A 21,882-nucleotide genomic window follows, 5' to 3' on the forward strand; every position below is an offset into this window, starting at 1 on the left:
TAAAATATGAAGTGGGAGGGCAAATCACTGCCCAATTGACCACATCACGGACTTAAGGAGGTGTGTCTCGTGGCTAAAAAGGTAATTAAAATGGTAAAACTTCAGATTCCTGCAGGTAAAGCTAATCCAGCTCCGCCGGTTGGTCCAGCATTAGGACAAGCAGGTGTTAACATCATGGGCTTCTGTAAAGAGTTTAACGCTCGTACAGCTGATCAAGCTGGTCTTATCATCCCTGTTGAAATTACGGTATTTGAAGACCGTTCATTCACTTTCATTACTAAAACTCCTCCTGCTGCTGTTCTTCTTAAGAAAGTAGCTGGTATTGAGTCTGGTTCTGGTGAACCAAACCGTAATAAAGTGGCAACTGTTAAGCGTGATAAAGTACGCGAAATCGCTGAAACTAAAATGCCTGACCTAAACGCTGCTAGCGTAGAAGCTGCAATGCGTATGGTTGAAGGTACTGCGCGCAGTATGGGCATCGTTATCGAAGACTAATTCGATTTGTTTTTTGTAAAAAAGGTTGCGGGTCTGGAATTCCAATTCGCAACCTTTATTATCGTAAATGATCATCATTTTTAAATAAATGGATGGGCGCACATCCTCGGGGGTTCCCGGAATGAAGGCGTAAACGTGGGAGGTTATTCCGCTAAAACCACATTCAAGGAGGAAACAAACATGGCTAAAAGAGGTAAAAAGTACGTTGAAGCTGCGAAGCTTGTTGATCGTGCATCTGCTTACTCTGCAACAGAAGCAGTAGAATTAGTAAAGAAAACAAACACAGCTAAATTTGATGCAACTGTAGAAGCTGCATTCCGTTTAGGTGTTGACCCTAAGAAAGCTGACCAACAAATTCGTGGTGCAGTTGTTCTTCCACACGGTACTGGTAAAGTACAACGTGTATTAGTATTCGCTAAAGGCGAAAAAGCAAAAGAAGCTGAAGCTGCTGGCGCTGAATTCGTAGGCGATGCTGATTACATCGGTAAAATCCAAAAAGGTTGGTTCGATTTCGATGTAGTAGTAGCAACTCCTGACATGATGGGTGAAGTTGGTAAACTTGGTCGTGTATTAGGACCTAAAGGTTTAATGCCAAACCCTAAAACTGGAACAGTTACTTTCGATGTAACTAAAGCTGTTAACGAAATCAAAGCTGGTAAAGTTGAATACCGCGTTGATAAAGCTGGTAACATCCACGTTCCAATCGGTAAAGTATCTTTCGAAGATGCTAAATTAGTAGAAAACTTCAAAACAATTGCTGACACGCTACAAAAAGCTAAGCCAGCTGCTGCAAAAGGTACTTACATGAAGAACGCAACTGTTGCTTCTACAATGGGACCTGGCGTACGCGTAGACGTTTCTACACTTGCGTAAAAATTGGAAGTTGACTTCATAAAGAAGTTTTAATATAATCATTTATGTTGTGAATTTTAATAGTGTACCGTAGACAGTAGGAGTCGATTCGACTTAATTTCCTACCTAGGTGTTAATATACGAAGCGGAATCTTTTTTCTGTGACTATATGCCTCCATGTCTACAAGTTGGGCATGGAGGTTTTTAGTGCACTTTCGGTACATCTTCTATATAATCTACAGGAGGTGTAATAACATGAGCAAAGTAATCGAAACTAAACAACAAGTTGTAACTGAAATCGCTGAAAAACTTCGCGCGAGTAAATCTACAATTGTTGTTGACTACCGTGGTTTAACAGTTTCTGAAGCAACAGAATTACGTAAAAACTTACGTGAAGCTGGCGTTGAGTTCAAAGTTTACAAAAACTCTTTAACTCGTCGTGCTGCAGAGTCTGCTGAAATGGCTGAGTTAAACGAATTCTTAACAGGACCAAACGCAATCGCGTTCAGTAACGAGGATGTAGTTGCTCCTGCGAAAGTATTAAACGACTTCGCTAAAAATCATGAAGCTTTAGAAATTAAAGCGGGCGTAATCGAAGGTAAACTTGTAACACTTGATGAGGTTAAAGCTATCGCTACTCTTCCATCACGTGAAGGCTTACTTTCTATGCTTCTTAGCGTTCTTCAAGCTCCAATCCGTAACCTTGCACTTGCTACTAAAGCAGTTGCAGATCAAAAGGAAGAGCAAGGCGCTTAATTTTTTAAAAGATAATTACTTGTTATCTATAAAACAATACAAACCTATTTAAGGGAGGATATTTACAATGACTAAAGAACAAATCATTGAAGCAGTTAAATCTATGACTGTATTAGAACTTAACGACTTAGTAAAAGCTATCGAGGAAGAATTCGGCGTAACTGCTGCTGCTCCTGTAGCTGTAGCTGGTGGCGCTGGTGAAGCTGCTGCTGAGCAAACTGAATTTGACGTAGTACTTGCAAGTGCTGGCGCTCAAAAAATCAAAGTTATCAAAGCTGTACGTGAAATCACTGGTCTTGGCTTAAAAGAAGCTAAAGAATTAGTTGACAACACTCCAAAAGCAATCAAAGAAGGCGTTACTAAAGAGGAAGCTGAAGAAATGAAAGCTAAACTTGAAGAAGTTGGCGCTGCTGTAGAAGTTAAGTAATTAACTTTTGGTGCTTTAAAAAAAGCTCGCTCTTATGCGAGCTTTTTTTTTAACTGTAAAGAAAAGAGGTGGCCATATGGCAGACCATTATTTTTCTAACGACCCTTCTAGTAAAAGTGATCGTAAACGATGGGAAGTTACACTTCGTGAATCTCGATTTACTTTTTTATCTGACCATGGGGTGTTCTCGAAAAACGAAGTGGACTTTGGTTCTCGTCTTTTAATTGAAGCGTTTCAAATGCCAGATGTTAAAGGTAATGTGTTAGACGTAGGATGTGGGTACGGTCCAATCGGTTTGTCGTTAGCGAAAGAGTTTCAAAATCGTGAAATTCACATGGTGGATGTGAATGAAAGGGCCTTGGGACTTGCAAAAGAAAATGCCGCTAATAACAGAATTGAAAATATACGTATTTTGCAAAGTAGTGTCTATGAAAATGTAGATGGCAAGTATGCTGTTATTCTATCTAATCCTCCAATTCGTGCTGGTAAAGATATCGTGCATGAGATTTTAGAAAAGGCTGTGGAGTATTTAGTTTCAGGTGGAGAATTGTGGATTGTTATTCAAAAGAAACAAGGTGCGCCATCTGCGATGAAAAAACTAGAAGAAGTATTTTCTGAAGTTGAAGTTGTAGAAAAGAAAAAAGGATATTATATCATAAAATCAAAAAAGCGTTGACGGTTATTTTTGGCTATGTTAACATTATACAATGCCAATATATGATTTTCTGCGTTGAGAAAGATGTATATTTTTGCTTCTCTTGGAAAAGATAGTAAAATCAGCAGATTATGAAACAGAATGATGGTTTTCTTATAGAAGCCATTTTTCTTTTTTGAGCAGGTAGAAAGACTCAACGTATCTATCTTTAAGAGAAAAAAACTACGCTAATAGCAGTAGTTGTATTTATTTGTGATTTTGCACAAATTTTTTTGTGCATTTATAATACTCATGATTTGAGGGGTGAAGCAGTTGACAGGTCAACTAGTTCAATACGGACGCCACCGCCAACGAAGAAGTTATGCCCGTATTAGTGAAGTATTAGAGTTACCAAATCTTATCGAAATTCAAACCTCTTCTTATCAGTGGTTTCTTGATGAGGGTTTGCGAGAAATGTTCCAAGACATTTCTCCGATCGAAGACTTTACGGGAAATCTATCGCTTGAATTTATCGACTACAGCTTGGGTGAACCTAAATACTCTGTAGAAGAATGCAAAGAGCGTGATGTGACGTATGCAGCACCACTTCGTGTAAAAGTGCGTCTAATCAACAAGGAAACTGGTGAAGTAAAAGAACAAGATGTGTTCATGGGAGATTTCCCACTCATGACAGAGACTGGAACATTCGTAATTAACGGTGCAGAACGTGTTATCGTTTCCCAGTTAGTTCGCTCTCCAAGCGTATACTATAGTGGCAAAGTGGATAAAAACGGAAAACGTGGTTTTACTGCTACTGTAATTCCAAACCGCGGAGCTTGGTTAGAGTATGAAACAGATGCTAAGGATGTTGTATATGTGCGTATTGACCGTACGCGTAAACTTCCTGTAACTGTTTTGTTACGCGCATTAGGGTTTGGCTCTGATCAAGAAATCACCGAGCTTTTAGGTGATAACGAATACTTAAGCAATACGTTAGAAAAAGACAACACAGATAGCACTGAGAAGGCATTGCTTGAAATTTATGAGCGTCTACGCCCTGGTGAACCACCAACAGTAGAAAATGCAAAGAGCTTACTTGTGTCTCGTTTCTTTGATCCGAAGCGCTACGATTTAGCAAATGTAGGTCGCTATAAGATCAACAAAAAGCTACACATTAAAAACAGATTGTTTAACCAACGTTTAGCTGAAACACTGGTGGATCCAGAAACTGGTGAAATTTTAGCGGCAGAAGGAACAGTCTTAGATCGTCGTACACTGGATCGCATTCTACCTTACTTAGAGAAAAACATTGGATTCAAAACAGCGAAACCAATGGGTGGAGTGGTAGCAGGCGATGTTGAGCTGCAATCTATTAAGATTTATGCTCCAGAATCAGAAGGCGAACGATCTATAAACGTAATTGGGAATGCAAATATTACTCGTGATATAAAACACATCACACCAGGTGATATTCTTGCTTCTATTAGCTACTTCTTTAACTTGCTATATAAAGTAGGGGATACAGATGATATTGACCACTTAGGAAATCGTCGTCTGCGTTCTGTAGGAGAGTTACTACAAAACCAATTCCGTATCGGTCTTTCTCGTATGGAACGTGTTGTTCGTGAGAGAATGTCGATTCAAGATACAAATGCAATTACACCACAAGCGTTAATTAACATTCGCCCGGTTATTGCATCTATTAAAGAGTTCTTCGGAAGTTCTCAGTTATCTCAGTTCATGGATCAAACAAACCCATTAGCAGAGTTAACTCACAAACGAAGACTATCTGCATTAGGACCCGGTGGTTTAACGCGTGAGCGCGCAGGCTTTGAAGTACGTGACGTTCACTACTCTCACTATGGTCGTATGTGTCCAATTGAAACACCAGAGGGACCAAACATCGGTTTGATTAACTCATTATCTTCGTTTGCGAAAGTAAATGAGTTTGGTTTCATTGAAACGCCATACCGTCGTGTTGACCCAGAAACTGGTCTTGTAACAGGGCAGGTTGATTATTTAACAGCAGATGAAGAAGATAACTATGTTGTAGCCCAAGCGAATATGAAATTATCTGAAGTAGGGGAATTCCTTGATGAAGATATCGTAGCTCGTTTCCGTGGTGAAAACATTGTCACAAATAAAGAACGCATCGACTACATGGATGTATCTCCAAAACAAGTAGTGTCGGCAGCGACAGCTTGTATTCCGTTCTTAGAAAACGATGACTCTAACCGCGCACTTATGGGAGCGAACATGCAACGTCAGGCGGTTCCGTTAATAAATCCGGAATCTCCGATTGTAGGTACAGGTATGGAGTACGTATCAGCAAAAGACTCAGGTGCTGCAGTAATCTGTAAACAGCCTGGTGTTGTTGAGCGCGTAGAAGCACGTGAAGTTTGGGTACGTCGCTATGTAGACGTTGACGGTCAAACAGTAAAAGGCGACTTAGATCGCTACAAAATGCAAAAATTCATTCGTTCTAACCAAGGAACTTGCTACAACCAACGTCCAATCGTAAGTGTTGGAGACCAAGTTGTAAAAGGTGAAATCCTTGCGGATGGTCCTTCTATGGAACTAGGTGAACTGGCGCTTGGACGTAACGTGCTTGTTGGCTTTATGACATGGGACGGTTATAACTATGAGGATGCGATCATCATGAGTGAGCGCCTTGTAAAAGATGATGTGTACACTTCTATCCATATTGAAGAATATGAATCAGAAGCTCGTGATACGAAGCTTGGACCAGAAGAAATTACACGTGATATCCCGAATGTTGGAGAAGATGCACTTCGTAATCTTGACGAGCGCGGTATTATTCGCGTCGGTGCTGAAGTAAAAGATGGAGATCTACTTGTTGGTAAAGTAACGCCAAAAGGTGTAACAGAATTAACGGCAGAAGAACGTCTATTACATGCAATCTTCGGTGAAAAAGCACGTGAAGTACGTGATACATCACTACGTGTACCACACGGTGGTGGCGGTATTATCTTAGACGTAAAAGTGTTTAACCGTGAAGATGGCGATGAATTGCCACCAGGCGTGAATCAACTTGTACGTGCATATATCGTTCAAAAGCGTAAAATTTCTGAAGGTGACAAAATGGCCGGTCGTCATGGTAACAAAGGTGTTATCTCCCGTATTTTACCGGAAGAAGATATGCCTTACTTACCAGATGGTACGCCAATCGATATCATGTTAAACCCATTAGGGGTACCATCTCGTATGAATATCGGTCAGGTATTAGAGCTTCATCTTGGTATGGCAGCAAGATACCTTGGTATTCACATTGCAACACCGGTATTCGATGGTGCTCGTGAGGAAGATGTATGGGGCACAATTGAAGAAGCTGGTATGGCAAATGACGCGAAAACAATCCTGTATGACGGACGTACTGGTGAGCCATTCGATAACCGTGTATCTGTTGGTGTCATGTATATGATCAAACTTGCGCACATGGTTGACGATAAACTTCATGCTCGTTCTACTGGACCATACTCACTTGTAACGCAGCAACCTCTTGGAGGTAAAGCTCAGTTCGGTGGACAGCGTTTCGGTGAGATGGAGGTTTGGGCACTTGAAGCTTATGGTGCTGCTTATACTCTTCAAGAAATCTTAACAGTGAAGTCTGATGATGTTATTGGACGTGTTAAGACGTATGAAGCAATTGTTAAAGGTGAAAATGTTCCAGAACCAGGCGTTCCTGAATCATTCAAAGTATTGATTAAAGAACTGCAAAGTTTAGGTATGGACGTTAAAATGATGTCTATCAACGATACAGAAATTGAAATGCGTGATACGGAAGATGACGATGATCATCAATCAGCAGATAAATTGAATGTTGAAGTTGAGACAACTAAGGAATAATTGGGATAACCTGTAGACTAAAAGGGAGGTAGGCCCCTTGATAGATGTAAATAACTTTGAATATATGAAGATTGGACTTGCTTCACCTGACAAGATTCGTTCTTGGTCATACGGTGAAGTTAAGAAACCAGAAACAATTAACTATCGTACGTTAAAGCCTGAAAAAGATGGCTTGTTCTGTGAGCGTATTTTCGGACCACAAAAGGACTGGGAATGTCATTGCGGGAAATATAAACGTGTACGTTATAAAGGTGTAGTTTGTGATCGATGTGGCGTTGAAGTAACGCGTGCAAAAGTTCGTCGTGAACGTATGGGTCATATCGAATTAGCTGCTCCTGTATCTCATATTTGGTATTTCAAAGGTATCCCGAGCCGCATGGGACTTGTCTTAGACATGTCCCCTCGCGCGCTTGAAGAAGTAATTTATTTCGCTTCTTATGTTGTAACAGAAAGTGGAGATACACCACTTGATAAGAAGCAATTACTTTCTGAAAAAGAATACCGTGCATATCGTGATCGATATGGCAGTACATTCCATGCTGCTATGGGTGCAGAAGCGATTAAAAAATTACTGCAAGACATCGATTTAGATAAAGAAGTAGACTTCTTAAAAGAAGAATTAAAAACAGCACAAGGACAACGCCGTACTCGTGCTATTAAACGTCTAGAAGTATTAGAAGCATTCCGTAACTCTGGAAATCACCCATCTTGGATGATCTTAGAGGTTCTTCCAGTTATCCCACCAGAACTACGCCCGATGGTACAGTTAGATGGTGGACGTTTTGCTACTTCTGACTTAAACGACTTATATCGTCGTGTAATTAACCGTAACAACCGTTTAAAACGTCTATTGGACTTAGGTGCACCAAGCATTATCGTTCAAAACGAAAAACGTATGTTACAAGAAGCTGTAGACGCATTAATCGATAATGGTCGCCGTGGCCGTCCAGTTACTGGACCAGGTAACCGTCCATTAAAATCACTATCTCACATGCTTAAAGGTAAACAAGGACGTTTCCGTCAAAACTTATTAGGTAAACGTGTTGACTACTCTGGCCGTTCTGTAATCGTCGTAGGACCGAACTTAAAGATGTACCAATGTGGATTGCCGAAAGAAATGGCACTTGAATTGTTTAAACCTTTCGTTATGAAAGAGTTAGTTGGAAAAGGATTAGCACACAACATTAAGAGTGCTAAACGTAAAATCGAGCGTGTACACCCTGAAGTTTGGGACGTTTTAGAATCTGTGATTAAAGAGCATCCAGTACTTCTAAACCGCGCACCAACACTTCACCGTCTTGGTATCCAGGCGTTTGAACCTACACTAGTAGAAGGTCGTGCAATCCGTCTTCACCCACTTGTATGTACTGCATACAACGCGGACTTTGACGGTGACCAAATGGCGGTTCACGTTCCGTTATCATCAGAGGCACAAGCAGAAGCTCGTATCCTTATGTTAGCGGCACAAAACATCTTGAATCCAAAAGACGGAAAACCAGTTGTTACTCCATCTCAGGATATGGTATTAGGTAACTATTACTTAACACTTGAGCGCGAGGGTGCAATCGGTGAAGGTATGGTCTTCAAAGATGCAAACGAAGCAATACTTGCATACCAAAATGGATATGTACATCTGCACACACGTGTTGCAGTTGCTGCGAGTTCGGTAAATAATGTAACGTTTACTGAAGAGCAAAAGAGTAAGCTTCTATTAACGACAGTTGGTAAATTAATATTTAACGAAATCTTACCAGAGTCGTTCCCTTATATTAATGAACCAACAAACTCAAACCTTGAAAAAGAAACACCAGCGGAATATTTCGTTGAAAAAGGTGCGAACATTAAAGAAATTATTGCTAGTCGCGAAGAAGTGGCACCATTTAGCAAGAAAATCCTTGGTAATATTATTGCGGAAGTATTCAAACGTTTCCAAATTACAGAAACGTCTCGCATGCTTGACCGTATGAAAAACTTAGGATTTAAATACTCTACAAAAGCTGGTATTACAGTTGGGGTATCAGATATTCTTGTATTAGGTGAAAAAGATGAAATTCTCCATGAAGCACAAGCAAAAGTAGATAATGTAATTAAACAATTCCGTCGCGGTTTAATCACGGAAGAAGAACGTTACGATCGTGTTATCTCTATTTGGAGTAATGCAAAAGATGTTATCCAAGGAAAGCTGATGAAATCCTTGAATAAACGCAACCCAATCTTCATGATGAGTGATTCCGGTGCCCGTGGTAACGCATCGAACTTTACTCAGCTTGCTGGTATGCGTGGTCTGATGGCCAATCCATCTGGTCGTATCATTGAGCTTCCGATCAAATCGAGTTTCCGTGAAGGTTTAACAGTACTTGAGTACTTCATCTCTACGCATGGTGCGCGTAAAGGTCTTGCCGATACAGCACTTAAAACTGCCGATTCTGGTTACTTAACACGTCGTCTTGTAGACGTTGCACAAGATGTAATTGTTCGTCAAGATGATTGTGGAACAGATCGCGGTTTACTAATTGGTGCGATTAAAGAGGGTAATGAAGTTATTGAGTCACTATATGATCGTCTTGTTGGACGTTTTGCAAGAAAAACTGTAAAACATCCTGAAACAGGTGAAGTATTAGTTGTTGAAAATCAATTAATTACTGAAGATATTGCTCATATCGTTGAAAAGTCGGGTGTTGAAACTGTAAACATTCGTTCAGCGTTTACGTGTAATACTCGCCATGGTGTATGTAAGAAGTGTTACGGTCGTAACTTAGCAACTGGTACAGACGTAGAAGTAGGAGAAGCGGTAGGTATTATCGCAGCTCAATCTATCGGTGAGCCAGGTACACAGTTAACGATGCGTACGTTCCATACAGGTGGGGTTGCCGGGGATGATATCACACAAGGTTTACCTCGTATCCAAGAGATCTTCGAAGCTCGTAATCCGAAGGGTCAGGCAGTTATCAGTGAAATTGACGGTGTTATCGCAGCGATCAACGATGTTAAAGATCGCCAAGAAGTAGTTGTACAGGGTGAAGTTGAAGCTCGTACGTATGCTATTCCTTACGGTGCTCGTCTGAAAGTAACTCTAGGACAGCCAATTAGCCACGGTAAAGAGTTAACAGAAGGTTCTATTGATCCGAAGGAATTACTAAAAGTAACGGACATTACAGCAGTTCAAGAATACTTATTACGTGAAGTTCAAAAAGTATACCGTATGCAAGGGGTAGAAATTGGTGACAAACACGTAGAAGTAATGGTACGTCAAATGCTACGTAAAGTTCGTGTAAGTGATGCGGGTGAAACAGATGTATTACCAGGAACATTACTAGATATTCATCAGTTTACTGATGCGAATGCGAAGGTGTTACTGAAAGGTAAACAACCAGCAACGGCTAGACCGGTTCTACTTGGTATTACAAAAGCTTCACTTGAGACAGACTCGTTCTTATCTGCGGCGTCATTCCAAGAAACAACTCGTGTTCTAACAGATGCAGCAATTAAGGGTAAACGCGATGAGCTTCTAGGATTGAAAGAGAATGTTATTATCGGTAAGCTTGTTCCTGCTGGAACAGGTATGAATCGTTATCGCAAAGTGGATCTTGTAAAAACAACACAAGATAACATGAATGTAGAAAACGATGAAGTTTATGTGGAACAGTAAAATTTTCCGTCGTAAATTTTGTATAAAAACAGCTGATCCTAGTTGACATTGTATGAGACAAAATGTTACTATAATCAAGGTTGCTCCTGAACGATGCTTTGGAGGATATTTAAATGTCTTATCAAAAAGTGTCAAATGCTGAAAATGTAGTCGTTGGTCATAAACGAACATTGGAAGCAATCAAAAATGGTATAGTTAAAGAAGTTGTTATTGCGGAAGATGCTGATGTGCGGTTAACCCATGTTATCATTCGTACTGCCTTGCAACATAACATACCCATAACCAAAGTTGAATCAGTTCGTAAGCTTGGAAAAGTTTCGGGGATTCAAGTGGGAGCTTCAGCAATAGGAATAATAAGTTAAAACTGTTTTTGTGAGGAGAGAGCATTTGCTCTTCCTTGCAAAAACTTTGTTTTCAACTAATAATGAACCACCTGGATATGTGGTCATACAAACATGCGAAGGGAGGATAATCAAATGCCTACTATTAACCAATTAGTGAGAAATGGTCGTACTGATAAAGTATGGAAGTCTAAATCACCTGCGTTAAACAAAGGTTTTAATTCTTTAAAGAAAAAATCAACTGATATCTCTGCACCTCAAAAACGTGGTGTGTGTACTCGTGTTGGTACAATGACTCCGAAGAAACCGAACTCAGCGTTACGTAAATACGCTCGTGTACGTTTAACAAACGGTATTGAAGTTACAGCTTACATCCCAGGTATCGGTCATAACCTACAAGAGCATAGCGTAGTATTAATTCGCGGTGGTCGAGTAAAGGATTTACCAGGGGTACGTTACCACATCGTTCGTGGTGCGCTTGATACAGCTGGTGTTGACAAACGTATGCAAGGACGTTCTAAATATGGTACTAAGCGACCAAAACCTGCTAAAAAATAATAAACTTATAATGAAAGGAGGAACTCAATATGCCTCGTAAAGGACCTGTTGCGAAACGTGACGTGTTACCAGATCCAATGTACAATTCTAAACTTGTAACACGCCTAATCAACAAAATGATGGTTGACGGTAAAAAAGGTAAATCTCAAACAATTCTTTATAACGCTTTCGATATCGTTCGTGAACGTTCAGATAAAGAACCAATGGAAGTATTCGAGCAAGCTCTTAAGAACATCATGCCTGTTCTTGAAGTACGCGCTCGTCGTGTTGGTGGTGCTAACTACCAAGTTCCAGTTGAGGTTCGTCCAGAACGCCGTACAACTTTAGGTCTTCGCTGGTTAGTAAACTATGCTCGTCTTCGTGGTGAAAAAACTATGGAAGAGCGTCTAGCTTACGAAATCTTAGATGCAGCTAACAACGCTGGTGCATCTGTTAAGAAACGTGAAGACACTCATAAAATGGCAGAAGCTAACAAAGCATTTGCTCATTACCGTTGGTAGGATTCAACGTAAAATAAATTGTAAGCATAAACCGCTTTATTTGTCGCTTATGGAAGTGTGGAGAGGGAGAATGCCTCTCCCTTTCGTTGGGCGCTCGTTTTACATAATGAGGGTACTGGACACTGGCATATGTAACAATATAAAGTGGCTTTTTTGCTACTTAAAATAAAATAATCCAATCCATATATGGAAGGAGCAAGACACCAAATGACTAGAGAGTTCTCTTTAGAAAACACTCGTAATATTGGTATCATGGCTCACATCGATGCTGGTAAAACAACAGCAACTGAGCGTATTCTGTATTACACAGGACGTATTCATAAAATCGGTGAAACTCATGAAGGTGCATCTCAGATGGACTGGATGGAGCAAGAGCAAGAACGTGGTATCACAATTACTTCTGCTGCAACTACAGCACAATGGAAAGGTCACCGTGTAAATATCATTGACACTCCAGGACACGTAGATTTCACAGTAGAAGTAGAACGTTCTTTACGCGTACTTGATGGCGCAGTAGCAGTACTTGATGCACAATCTGGTGTAGAACCACAAACAGAAACTGTTTGGCGTCAGGCTACTACTTATGGTGTACCTCGTATCGTATTCGTTAACAAAATGGATAAGATTGGTGCAGATTTCTTATACTCTGTAGGAACAATCCACGATCGTTTACAAGCAAACGCACATCCAATTCAGTTACCAATCGGTGCTGAAGATGAGTTCAATGGTATCATTGACCTTGTTGAAGAGTGTGCTTACATGTACTCTAACGATTTAGGAACAGACATCGAGCGTGTCGAAATTCCTGAAGAGCATAAAGAATTAGCTGAAGAATACCGTGGAAAACTTATTGAAGCGGTAGCTGAGCTTGATGAAGAAATGATGATGAAGTACCTAGAAGGTGAAGAAATCACTGTAGAAGAGCTTAAAGCTGGTATCCGTAAGGCTACAACTTCTGTAGAATTCTTCCCAGTAATCTGTGGTTCTGCATTCAAAAATAAAGGTGTTCAAATTCTGTTAGACGCAGTTATCGACTACCTACCATCTCCATTAGATGTACCTGCTATTAAAGGTACTCTTCCGGATACAGATGAAGCTATCGAGCGTAAGTCTAGCGATGAAGAACCATTCGCAGCTTTAGCATTCAAAATCATGACTGATCCTTATGTTGGTAAGTTAACGTTCTTCCGTGTGTACTCTGGTGTGTTAAACTCTGGATCATACGTGAAAAACTCAACTAAAGGTAAGCGTGAGCGTGTAGGTCGTATCCTACAAATGCACGCTAACAGCCGTGAAGAGATTTCAACAGTTTACGCTGGTGATATCGCTGCTGCTGTAGGTTTAAAAGATACTACTACTGGTGATACTCTTTGTGACGAGAAGAGCCTTGTTATCCTTGAGTCTATGGAATTCCCAGAACCAGTTATCTCTGTAGCTATCGAACCAAAATCTAAAGCTGACCAAGATAAAATGGGTACAGCATTATCTAAGCTTTCTGAAGAAGATCCAACATTCCGTGCTCACACTGACCAAGAAACTGGCCAAACAATCATCGCTGGTATGGGTGAACTTCACCTTGATATCATCGTTGACCGTATGCGCCGTGAATTCAAAGTGGAAGCAAACGTTGGTGCTCCTCAGGTAGCATACCGTGAGACTTTCCGCGCTGCTGCGAAAGTTGAAGGTAAGTTCGCTCGTCAATCTGGTGGTCGTGGACAATTCGGTCACGTTTGGATTGAGTTTGAACCTAATGAAGAAGGTAAAGGTTTTGAATTCCAAAACAAAATCGTCGGCGGTGTAGTTCCACGTGAATACATCCCAGCTGTTGGAGCGGGTCTTGAAGACTCACTTAAAAATGGTGTACTAGCTGGTTATCCACTAGTTGACATCAAAGCTGCGTTAGTTGACGGATCTTACCATGATGTCGATTCATCTGAGATGGCGTTCAAAATCGCTGCATCTATGGCGCTTAAAGCTGCGGTTTCTAAATGTAGCCCAGTAATTCTTGAGCCAATGATGAAAGTTGAAGTTGTAATTCCTGAAGAGTACATGGGTGACATTATGGGCGACGTAACATCTCGTCGTGGACGTGTAGAAGGTATGGAAGCTCGCGGTAACGCTCAAGTTGTTCGCGCTATGGTTCCACTTTCTGAAATGTTCGGTTATGCAACGGCATTACGTTCTAACACTCAAGGACGCGGAACATTCTCAATGACATTTGATCATTATGAAGAAGTACCGAAGTCTGTTTCTGAAGAAATTATTAAAAAAAATAAAGGTGAATAATTGATTTTTATCGATTGTTCAAGTATAACTACTTATGTAAGCTTAGAAAGTGAGACGCAAGTTTCACTTTCTAGTCTAAATATAAAATAACCCATATAAACTAAGGAGGAATTTAGAATGGCTAAAGCTAAATTCGAACGTTCTAAACCCCATGTTAACATCGGTACAATCGGCCACGTTGACCATGGTAAAACTACATTAACTGCTGCGATCACTACAGTTCTTGCAAAAGCTGGTGGTGCTGAAGCACGCGGATACGATCAAATCGACGCTGCTCCAGAAGAAAGAGAGCGCGGAATCACAATCTCAACTGCACACGTTGAGTACGAAACTGAAACTCGTCACTATGCACACGTTGACTGCCCAGGTCATGCTGACTATGTTAAAAACATGATCACTGGTGCTGCTCAAATGGACGGCGGTATCTTAGTAGTATCTGCTGCTGATGGTCCAATGCCTCAAACACGTGAGCACATCCTTCTTTCTCGTCAAGTAGGTGTTCCTTACATCGTTGTATTCTTAAACAAATGCGACATGGTAGATGACGAAGAATTATTAGAATTAGTAGAAATGGAAGTTCGCGACCTATTATCTGAATACGGATTCCCAGGCGACGATATTCCTGTAATTAAAGGTTCTGCTCTTAAAGCTCTTCAAGGAGAAGCTGAGTGGGAAGAAAAAATCATCGAATTAATGACTGAAGTTGATGCTTACATCCCAACTCCAGAACGTGAAACTGACAAACCATTCTTAATGCCTATCGAGGATGTATTCTCTATCACAGGTCGTGGTACAGTTGCAACTGGTCGTGTTGAGCGTGGAATCGTTAAAGTTGGTGACGTAGTAGAAATCATCGGTCTTGCTGAAGAGAATGCTACTACAACTGTAACTGGTGTAGAAATGTTCCGTAAGCTTCTTGACCAAGCTCAAGCTGGAGACAACATCGGTGCTCTACTTCGTGGGGTTGCTCGTGAAGACATCCAACGTGGACAAGTTCTTGCTAAAACTGGCTCTGTAAAAGCACACGCTAAATTCAAAGCTGAGGTTTTCGTATTATCTAAAGAAGAAGGTGGACGTCATACTCCATTCTTCGCTAACTACCGTCCACAGTTCTACTTCCGTACAACTGACGTAACTGGTATCATCCAATTACCAGAAGGTACTGAAATGGTAATGCCTGGTGACAACATCGAAATGACTATCGAACTTATCGCTCCAATCGCTATCGAAGAGGGAACTAAATTCTCTATTCGTGAAGGTGGACGTACAGTAGGTTACGGTGTAGTTGCTACAATCGTTGCTGAGTAGTCTTTAATTAGATTATTAAAAACTCAAGGGATTCTCCCTTGAGTTTTTTTATTGCTTATTACTATAGAAGAAAGAGATGTATTTTCTATTTTTGGATGAGTTTCTTCTATAGTATATAAAACGAAAACAACACCCAAAAACTGTAAGGTGAATAAGAGTAGATGAAAACTTGATATTCTTTAAAGTGCCATGTATAATAGCAAAAGTAGAGAAAAGCAGATGCGAACAAAAAGATGCTTGCATCTAGACGAATAACATTGTATAATAGACAATGTTGGTCTTTGACTGCGATGAAGTGGAAGGTTGCTGACACACCCGGCCGCTTTGCCATGGCATGGTGTGGGGAAATTTCCATGGAGAAGGTCTATTTTAGAAATAGGCGAACGAAGGAGGGAAAATAATGGCAAAAGAAAAAATTCGTATCCGTTTAAAAGCTTATGATCACCGTATTCTTGATCAATCAGCTGAGAAAATTGTAGAAACAGCTAAGCGTTCTGGGGCAACAGTTTCTGGTCCGATCCCATTACCAACTGAGAAGACTATTTACACAATTCTTCGTGCTGTTCATAAGTACAAAGATTCTCGTGAACAATTCGAAATGCGCACACACAAACGTCTAATCGACATCGTGAGTCCTACTCCGCAAACAGTAGATTCATTAATGCGTTTAGATTTACCATCTGGTGTAGATATCGAAATCAAACTATAATTCATATAACTTAAAAATGTAGGAGGTGTAACTCATGACCAAAGGAATCTTAGGAAGAAAGATCGGTATGACTCAAGTATTTGCTGAGAACGGTGAGTTAATCCCAGTAACGGTAATCGCTGCTAATCCAAACGTTGTTCTTCAAAAGAAAACAACTGAAACTGATGGCTACAACGCAATTCAGTTAGGATTTGAAGATAAACGTGAAAAGTTAACTAACAAACCTGAACAAGGCCACACTGCTAAAGCATCTACAACTCCTAAGCGCTTCATTCGCGAAATCCGCGATGCAGACGTGGACGGATTAGAGGTTGGTCAAGAGGTAAAAGTTGAAGTTTTCGCTGCAGGTGAAATCGTTGACGTAACAGGAATTTCTAAAGGTAAAGGTTTCCAAGGTGTTATTAAACGCCACGGACAATCTCGCGGACCTATGTCTCATGGTTCTCGCTATCACCGTCGTCCAGGTTCAATGGGGCCAGTTGCTCCGAACCGTGTATTCAAAGGCAAAAAACTTGCTGGACGTATGGGTGGAGACCAAGTTACTATCCAAAACTTAGAAATCGTTCAAGTTGACACTGAGCGCAACTTATTACTAGTAAAAGGTAACGTTCCAGGTGCTAAGAAATCTCTTGTAGTTGTTCAAGGCGCTGTGAAGGTTAGCAAATAATTCACAATAGGAAGGAGGAATTCCAATGCCAAAAGTTACTGTATATAACCAAACTGGTTCACAGGTTGGTGAAATCGAATTAGCTGAAGCTATTTTCGGTATCGAACCAAATGAAGCTGTACTATTTGAAGCTGTAATGATGCAACGTGCATCTTTACGTCAAGGTACACACAAAGTAAAAACTCGCTCTGAAGTTCGTGGTGGTGGTCGTAAACCATGGCGTCAAAAAGGAACTGGACGTGCTCGTCAAGGTTCTATCCGCTCTCCTCAATGGCGTGGTGGTGGTACGGTATTCGGACCTACACCAAGAAGCTATGCGTACAAACTTCCTAAGAAAGTTCGTCGTTTAGCAATCAAATCTGCATTAGCTACTAAAGTAGTTGAGAACAACATTGTAGTTCTTGAGGACCTAGTGTTAAATGCACCAAAAACAAAAGACATGGTAGCAGTACTTAAAGGATTAACTGTTGAGAAGAAAGCTCTTATCGTAACTGCTGATGCAAACGAATCTGTAGAGTTATCTGCTCGCAATATCCCTGGAGTAACAGTAATCACTGCTGATGGCGTAAACGTGCTAGATGTGCTTCATCATGATAAGCTAATCATGACAAAAGCGGCAGTGGAAAAAGTAGAGGAGGTGCTTGCATAATGAGAGATCCTCGTGATATCATTAAGCGCCCAGTTATCACTGAACGTTCTATGGAAATGATGGCTGAAAAAAAATACACGTTCGACGTGGACGTTAAATCTAATAAAACAGAGGTTAAAGACGCTATAGAAGCGATCTTTGGTGTTAATGTAGACAAAGTAAATATCATGAACTACAAGCCGAAAGCAAAACGTGTTGGTCGTCACGCTGGTTTTACTAGCCGTCGTCGTAAAGCAATCGTTAAGCTAACTGCTGACAGCAAAGAAATCGAAATCTTCCAAGGCGTTTAATTCTTACTAAAGAAGGAGGGAAATTGAGATGGGAATTAAAAAGTATAATCCAACTACTAACGGTCGTCGTAACATGACTACGAATGATTTCGCTGAAATCACGACCGACAGACCAGAAAAGTCTTTACTTGCTCCTTTAAGCAAAAAGGCTGGTCGTAATAACCAAGGTAAAATTACTGTACGTCATCAAGGTGGCGGACATAAGCGTCAATACCGTATCATCGACTTTAAGCGTAACAAAGATGGAATTCCAGGACGCGTTGCTACGATCGAATACGATCCAAACCGCTCTGCGAATATCGCATTAATTAACTACGTTGACGGTGAAAAACGTTACATTCTTGCTCCTAAAACTTTAGAAGTAGGTATGGAAGTTATGTCTGGCCCTGAAGCTGACATTAAAATCGGTAACGCATTACCATTAATCAACATTCCAGTAGGTACTGTTGTTCATAATATCGAGCTTAAGCCTGGTCGTGGAGGACAATTAGTCCGTTCTGCTGGTACATCTGCTCAAGTACTTGGTAAAGAAGGAAAATACGTACTTGTACGTTTAACTTCTGGTGAAGTACGTTTAGTATTATCTGCTTGTCGCGCTTCAATCGGTCAAGTTGGTAACGAACAACACGAACTTATCAAAATCGGTAAAGCAGGTCGCTCTCGCTGGTTAGGTAAGCGCCCAACAGTTCGTGGTTCTGTAATGAACCCGGTTGATCACCCACACGGTGGTGGTGAAGGACGCTCTCCAATCGGACGTAAGTCTCCAATGTCTCCATGGGGTAAACCAACTCTTGGATTCAAGACTCGTAAGAAAAACAAAGCGTCTGATAAATTTATCGTTCGTCGTCGTAAAAAATAATGGGATTGTAGTACGGTTCATTTCAAGAACCGTACGCCAATCACGAAGGGAGGCACCAAAATGGCTCGTAGCTTAAAAAAAGGACCATTTGTCGATGATCACTTAATGAACAAAATGGAAAAATTAGTTGCATCTGAGCAAAAACAAGTTGTTAAAACTTGGTCTCGCCGTTCAACAATCTTCCCTCAGTTCATCGGACATACAATTGCTGTATATGATGGTCGTAAACACGTACCTGTGTACATCACTGAGGATATGGTTGGCCATAAGTTAGGTGAATTCGCACCAACTCGTACGTATAAAGGTCACCTTGCTGACGATAAGAAAACTAGAAGATAATGAGAGGAGGCACTTCAATGCAAGCTAAAGCAGTAGTGAGAACAGTTCGTATTGCTCCTCGTAAGGTTCGTTTAGTAGTAGACTTAATCCGAGGTAAGCAAGTGGGTGAAGCGATTGCTATCCTTAACCACACACCAAAAACTGCTTCTCCAGTTGTAGAAAAAGTTTTAAAATCTGCAATCGCAAATGCAGAGCACAATTATGAGATGGATATTAACAACCTAGTTGTTGAAAAAGTCTTCGTTGACGAAGGTCCAACGTTGAAACGTTTCCGTCCACGTGCAATGGGTCGTGCAAGCCAAATTAACAAACGCACAAGCCACATCACAGTTGTGGTATCAGAAAAGAAGGAGGGATAATCGATGGGTCAGAAGGTTAATCCAATTGGTCTTCGTGTCGGTATTATCCGCGACTGGGAATCTCGTTGGTTCGCTGAGAAAGATTATGCTACGTTATTACATGAAGACATCAAAATCCGTGAGTACATTACTGTACGCTTAAAAGATTCTGCTGTTGCTAAAGTAGAAATCGAACGTGCAGCAAATCGTGTAAATGTTACAATTCACACTGCAAAACCTGGTATGGTAATTGGTAAAGGTGGTACTGAAGTTGAAGCACTTCGTAAAGCTCTTAACCAATTAACAGGCAAGCGTGTACACATTAACATTTTAGAAGTTAAGAGAGCTGATCTTAACGCTAAATTAGTGGGTGAAAACATCGCTCGTCAATTAGAAAACCGTGTATCATTCCGTCGTGCACAAAAGCAAGTTATTCAACGTGCTATGCGTGCAGGAGCAAAAGGTATTAAAACACAGGTTTCTGGTCGTCTTGGCGGGGCTGATATCGCTCGTGCAGAATCTTACAGTGAAGGAACTGTTCCACTTCATACACTTCGCGCTGATATTGACTATGCAGCAGTTGAAGCTGATACAACATACGGTAAATTAGGCGTAAAAGTATGGATCTACCGTGGAGAAGTCCTTCCTACAAAAAAGAAAGCTTCTGAGGAAGGAGGAAAATAATATGTTAATGCCAAAACGCGTAAAATATCGTAGAGAGCATCGTGGTAAAATGCGTGGTCGTGCAAAAGGTGGAACTGAAATTGCTTTCGGTGAATTCGGTTTACAAGCACAAGCTGCTTCATGGATTACAAACCGTCAAATCGAAGCTGCTCGTCGTGCAATGACTCGTTACATGAAACGTGGCGGTAAAGTATGGATTAAAATTTTCCCTTCTAAACCTTACACTGCAAAACCTCTAGAAGTACGTATGGGTTCCGGTAAAGGGGCACCAGAAGGCTGGGTAGCAGTAGTAAAACCTGGGAAAATTATGTTTGAAATCGCGGGTGTATCTGAAGAGGTAGCACGCGAAGCATTACGTCTTGCAGCTCACAAACTACCTGTGAAATGTAAGTTCGTAAAACGTGAAGAAAATGGTGGTGAATCTAATGAAAACTAATGATATTCGTGAATTAACCACTGCCGAAATCGAAACAAAAGTTAAAGCTTTAAAGGAAGAATTGTTCAATCTTCGCTTCCAACTTGCTACAGGACAATTAGAGAATCCAACTCGCATCCGTGAAGTGCGTAAAGCGATTGCTCGTATGAAAACTGTAGTTTGTGAAAGAGAGATCGGAATTAATCGATAAATTGAGGGGAGGTTTGCATAGTGAGCGAACGTAACCAACGCAAAGTTTATACTGGTCGTGTTGTGTCTGATAAAATGGACAAAACGATTACAGTTTTAGTTGAAACTTACAAAACTCATTCCTTGTACGGAAAACGTGTTAAGTATTCTAAAAAGTACAAAGCCCATGATGAGCAAAACCAAGCAAAACTTGGCGATATCGTTAAAATCATGGAAACTCGCCCGCTTTCTGCTACTAAGCGTTTCCGTTTAGTTGAAATCGTTGAAGAAGCGGTTGTTATCTAAATAGACGAATCGGAATTTTTAGTCCGAAGGGAGGTTTCATAACATGATCCAACAAGAATCTCGTTTGAAAGTTGCTGACAACTCTGGTGCACGTGAACTTTTAACAATTAAAGTATTAGGCGGCTCTGGTCGTAAATATGCTAATATTGGTGATATTATCGTTGCTACGGTAAAACAAGCAACACCAGGTGGCGTTGTTAAAAAAGGTGACGTTGTTAAGGCAGTAGTGGTACGTACGAAGAGCGGAGCTCGTCGTCCGGACGGTTCTTATATTAAATTTGATGAAAACGCAGCGGTTATCATCAAAGACGATAAGAGCCCACGTGGTACTCGTATCTTCGGACCAGTAGCTCGTGAATTACGTGATAGCAACTTCATGAAGATCGTTTCTTTAGCTCCAGAAGTTCTATAATTTAAGGTATTGCCTTGCTAAGGAGGTGCAGAATTAAGATGCATGTAAAAAAAGGTGATAAAGTTCAGGTAATCACTGGTAAAGACAAAGGAAAACAAGGCGTTATCCTTGTGGCTTTCCCAAAGCAAAACCGTGTTATCGTTGAGGGTGTTAACATCGTTAAAAAACACTCTAAGCCATCTCAATTAAATCCACAAGGTGGAATTATTACGAAAGAAGCACCTATTCACGTTTCTAATGTTATGGTATTAGATCCGAAAACAGGCGAACCTACTCGCGTAGGCTTCAAAGTAGAAGATGGTAAAAAAGTTCGTATTGCAAAAAAATCTGGTGAATTATTAGATAAATAATT

25 protein-coding genes and 1 other annotated feature are annotated in these 21,882 nt (G+C 40.7%); all 25 genes read left to right on the forward strand.

Annotated elements, in window-relative coordinates:
- Positions 1-69: 69 nt before the first annotated feature.
- The 25 genes from rplK to rplX all read left to right on the forward strand — a co-directional run bounded on the left by rplK (position 70) and on the right by rplX (position 21,880).
- Entirely contained in the window at positions 70-495 is a 426-nt protein-coding gene (gene rplK, locus LCF45_RS00605) for a 50S ribosomal protein L11 (protein WP_001085872.1), read from the forward strand.
- 180 nt (positions 496-675) lie between these two features.
- The gene (gene rplA, locus LCF45_RS00610; protein WP_002009792.1) at positions 676-1,368 is read left to right on the forward strand and encodes a 50S ribosomal protein L1; all 693 of its coding nucleotides are present in this window, start codon (positions 676-678) and stop codon (positions 1,366-1,368) included.
- 49 nt (positions 1,369-1,417) lie between these two features.
- Positions 1,418-1,563, forward strand: a sequence feature (ribosomal protein L10 leader region).
- Between the two features lie 39 nt (positions 1,564-1,602).
- Positions 1,603-2,103 (forward strand): 50S ribosomal protein L10, encoded by a 501-nt coding sequence (gene rplJ / locus LCF45_RS00615; protein WP_002009790.1) that lies wholly within the window; start codon positions 1,603-1,605, stop codon positions 2,101-2,103.
- Positions 2,104-2,170: 67 nt separating this feature from the next.
- Complete coding sequence (gene rplL / locus LCF45_RS00620) at positions 2,171-2,530, forward strand: 50S ribosomal protein L7/L12 (protein ID WP_002009788.1); 360 nt, start codon at positions 2,171-2,173, stop codon at positions 2,528-2,530.
- A gap of 76 nt (positions 2,531-2,606) precedes the next feature.
- Positions 2,607-3,206 (forward strand): class I SAM-dependent methyltransferase, encoded by a 600-nt coding sequence (locus tag LCF45_RS00625; protein WP_002124684.1) that lies wholly within the window; start codon positions 2,607-2,609, stop codon positions 3,204-3,206.
- Between the two features lie 291 nt (positions 3,207-3,497).
- The gene (rpoB, locus tag LCF45_RS00630; protein ID WP_002113316.1) at positions 3,498-7,031 is read left to right on the forward strand and encodes a DNA-directed RNA polymerase subunit beta; all 3,534 of its coding nucleotides are present in this window, start codon (positions 3,498-3,500) and stop codon (positions 7,029-7,031) included.
- A gap of 37 nt (positions 7,032-7,068) precedes the next feature.
- Positions 7,069-10,680 (forward strand): DNA-directed RNA polymerase subunit beta', encoded by a 3,612-nt coding sequence (gene rpoC / locus LCF45_RS00635; protein ID WP_002009783.1) that lies wholly within the window; start codon positions 7,069-7,071, stop codon positions 10,678-10,680.
- Between the two features lie 113 nt (positions 10,681-10,793).
- Positions 10,794-11,042 (forward strand): 50S ribosomal protein L7ae-like protein, encoded by a 249-nt coding sequence (locus LCF45_RS00640; RefSeq protein WP_000121833.1) that lies wholly within the window; start codon positions 10,794-10,796, stop codon positions 11,040-11,042.
- Positions 11,043-11,156: 114 nt separating this feature from the next.
- Positions 11,157-11,579, forward strand: coding sequence for a 30S ribosomal protein S12 (gene rpsL, locus LCF45_RS00645; RefSeq protein ID WP_001142341.1), 423 nt, complete (start codon positions 11,157-11,159; stop codon positions 11,577-11,579).
- Between the two features lie 29 nt (positions 11,580-11,608).
- The gene (gene rpsG / locus LCF45_RS00650; RefSeq protein WP_001137492.1) at positions 11,609-12,079 is read left to right on the forward strand and encodes a 30S ribosomal protein S7; all 471 of its coding nucleotides are present in this window, start codon (positions 11,609-11,611) and stop codon (positions 12,077-12,079) included.
- Positions 12,080-12,286: 207 nt separating this feature from the next.
- Positions 12,287-14,365, forward strand: a complete 2,079-nt coding sequence (gene fusA, locus LCF45_RS00655; RefSeq protein ID WP_002169326.1) for an elongation factor G — start codon at positions 12,287-12,289, stop codon at positions 14,363-14,365.
- Positions 14,366-14,482: 117 nt separating this feature from the next.
- Positions 14,483-15,673 carry an elongation factor Tu gene (tuf, locus tag LCF45_RS00660; protein WP_002009778.1) on the forward strand — a complete coding sequence of 397 codons (1,191 nt, stop codon included), beginning with the start codon at positions 14,483-14,485 and terminating at the stop codon, positions 15,671-15,673.
- 400 nt (positions 15,674-16,073) lie between these two features.
- Positions 16,074-16,382, forward strand: coding sequence for a 30S ribosomal protein S10 (gene rpsJ / locus LCF45_RS00665; protein WP_001040595.1), 309 nt, complete (start codon positions 16,074-16,076; stop codon positions 16,380-16,382).
- A gap of 34 nt (positions 16,383-16,416) precedes the next feature.
- Positions 16,417-17,049 (forward strand): 50S ribosomal protein L3, encoded by a 633-nt coding sequence (rplC, locus tag LCF45_RS00670; protein ID WP_000160209.1) that lies wholly within the window; start codon positions 16,417-16,419, stop codon positions 17,047-17,049.
- A gap of 25 nt (positions 17,050-17,074) precedes the next feature.
- The gene (gene rplD, locus LCF45_RS00675; protein WP_001127261.1) at positions 17,075-17,698 is read left to right on the forward strand and encodes a 50S ribosomal protein L4; all 624 of its coding nucleotides are present in this window, start codon (positions 17,075-17,077) and stop codon (positions 17,696-17,698) included.
- Positions 17,698-17,988, forward strand: a complete 291-nt coding sequence (gene rplW, locus LCF45_RS00680; RefSeq protein ID WP_001205557.1) for a 50S ribosomal protein L23 — start codon at positions 17,698-17,700, stop codon at positions 17,986-17,988. The genes rplD and rplW overlap by 1 nt, the downstream gene beginning before the upstream one ends.
- A gap of 28 nt (positions 17,989-18,016) precedes the next feature.
- The gene (gene rplB / locus LCF45_RS00685) at positions 18,017-18,847 is read left to right on the forward strand and encodes a 50S ribosomal protein L2 (protein WP_000511584.1); all 831 of its coding nucleotides are present in this window, start codon (positions 18,017-18,019) and stop codon (positions 18,845-18,847) included.
- A gap of 60 nt (positions 18,848-18,907) precedes the next feature.
- Positions 18,908-19,186, forward strand: a complete 279-nt coding sequence (gene rpsS / locus LCF45_RS00690; RefSeq protein ID WP_000124452.1) for a 30S ribosomal protein S19 — start codon at positions 18,908-18,910, stop codon at positions 19,184-19,186.
- A 17-nt stretch (positions 19,187-19,203) separates the two neighbouring features.
- Positions 19,204-19,545 carry a 50S ribosomal protein L22 gene (gene rplV, locus LCF45_RS00695; protein WP_002009773.1) on the forward strand — a complete coding sequence of 114 codons (342 nt, stop codon included), beginning with the start codon at positions 19,204-19,206 and terminating at the stop codon, positions 19,543-19,545.
- A 3-nt stretch (positions 19,546-19,548) separates the two neighbouring features.
- Positions 19,549-20,208 (forward strand): 30S ribosomal protein S3, encoded by a 660-nt coding sequence (gene rpsC / locus LCF45_RS00700; protein ID WP_002009771.1) that lies wholly within the window; start codon positions 19,549-19,551, stop codon positions 20,206-20,208.
- Position 20,209: 1 nt separating this feature from the next.
- Positions 20,210-20,644: a 50S ribosomal protein L16 gene (gene rplP / locus LCF45_RS00705; protein ID WP_000928969.1), complete on the forward strand. Its 435-nt coding sequence runs from the start codon at positions 20,210-20,212 to the stop codon at positions 20,642-20,644.
- Positions 20,634-20,834, forward strand: a complete 201-nt coding sequence (rpmC, locus tag LCF45_RS00710; RefSeq protein WP_002091523.1) for a 50S ribosomal protein L29 — start codon at positions 20,634-20,636, stop codon at positions 20,832-20,834. Before rplP ends, rpmC begins: the two co-directional genes overlap by 11 nt.
- A 20-nt stretch (positions 20,835-20,854) precedes the next feature.
- Entirely contained in the window at positions 20,855-21,118 is a 264-nt protein-coding gene (rpsQ, locus tag LCF45_RS00715; protein ID WP_002091526.1) for a 30S ribosomal protein S17, read from the forward strand.
- 43 nt (positions 21,119-21,161) lie between these two features.
- Positions 21,162-21,530 (forward strand): 50S ribosomal protein L14, encoded by a 369-nt coding sequence (gene rplN, locus LCF45_RS00720; RefSeq protein ID WP_000615912.1) that lies wholly within the window; start codon positions 21,162-21,164, stop codon positions 21,528-21,530.
- Positions 21,531-21,568: 38 nt separating this feature from the next.
- Positions 21,569-21,880, forward strand: a complete 312-nt coding sequence (gene rplX / locus LCF45_RS00725; protein ID WP_000558201.1) for a 50S ribosomal protein L24 — start codon at positions 21,569-21,571, stop codon at positions 21,878-21,880.
- Positions 21,881-21,882: the final 2 nt, after the last annotated feature.

This window comes from Bacillus sp. 41-22 (assembly GCF_025809295.1).
GTDB classification, from domain to species: Bacteria; Bacillota; Bacilli; order Bacillales; family Bacillaceae_G; genus Bacillus_A; species Bacillus_A mycoides.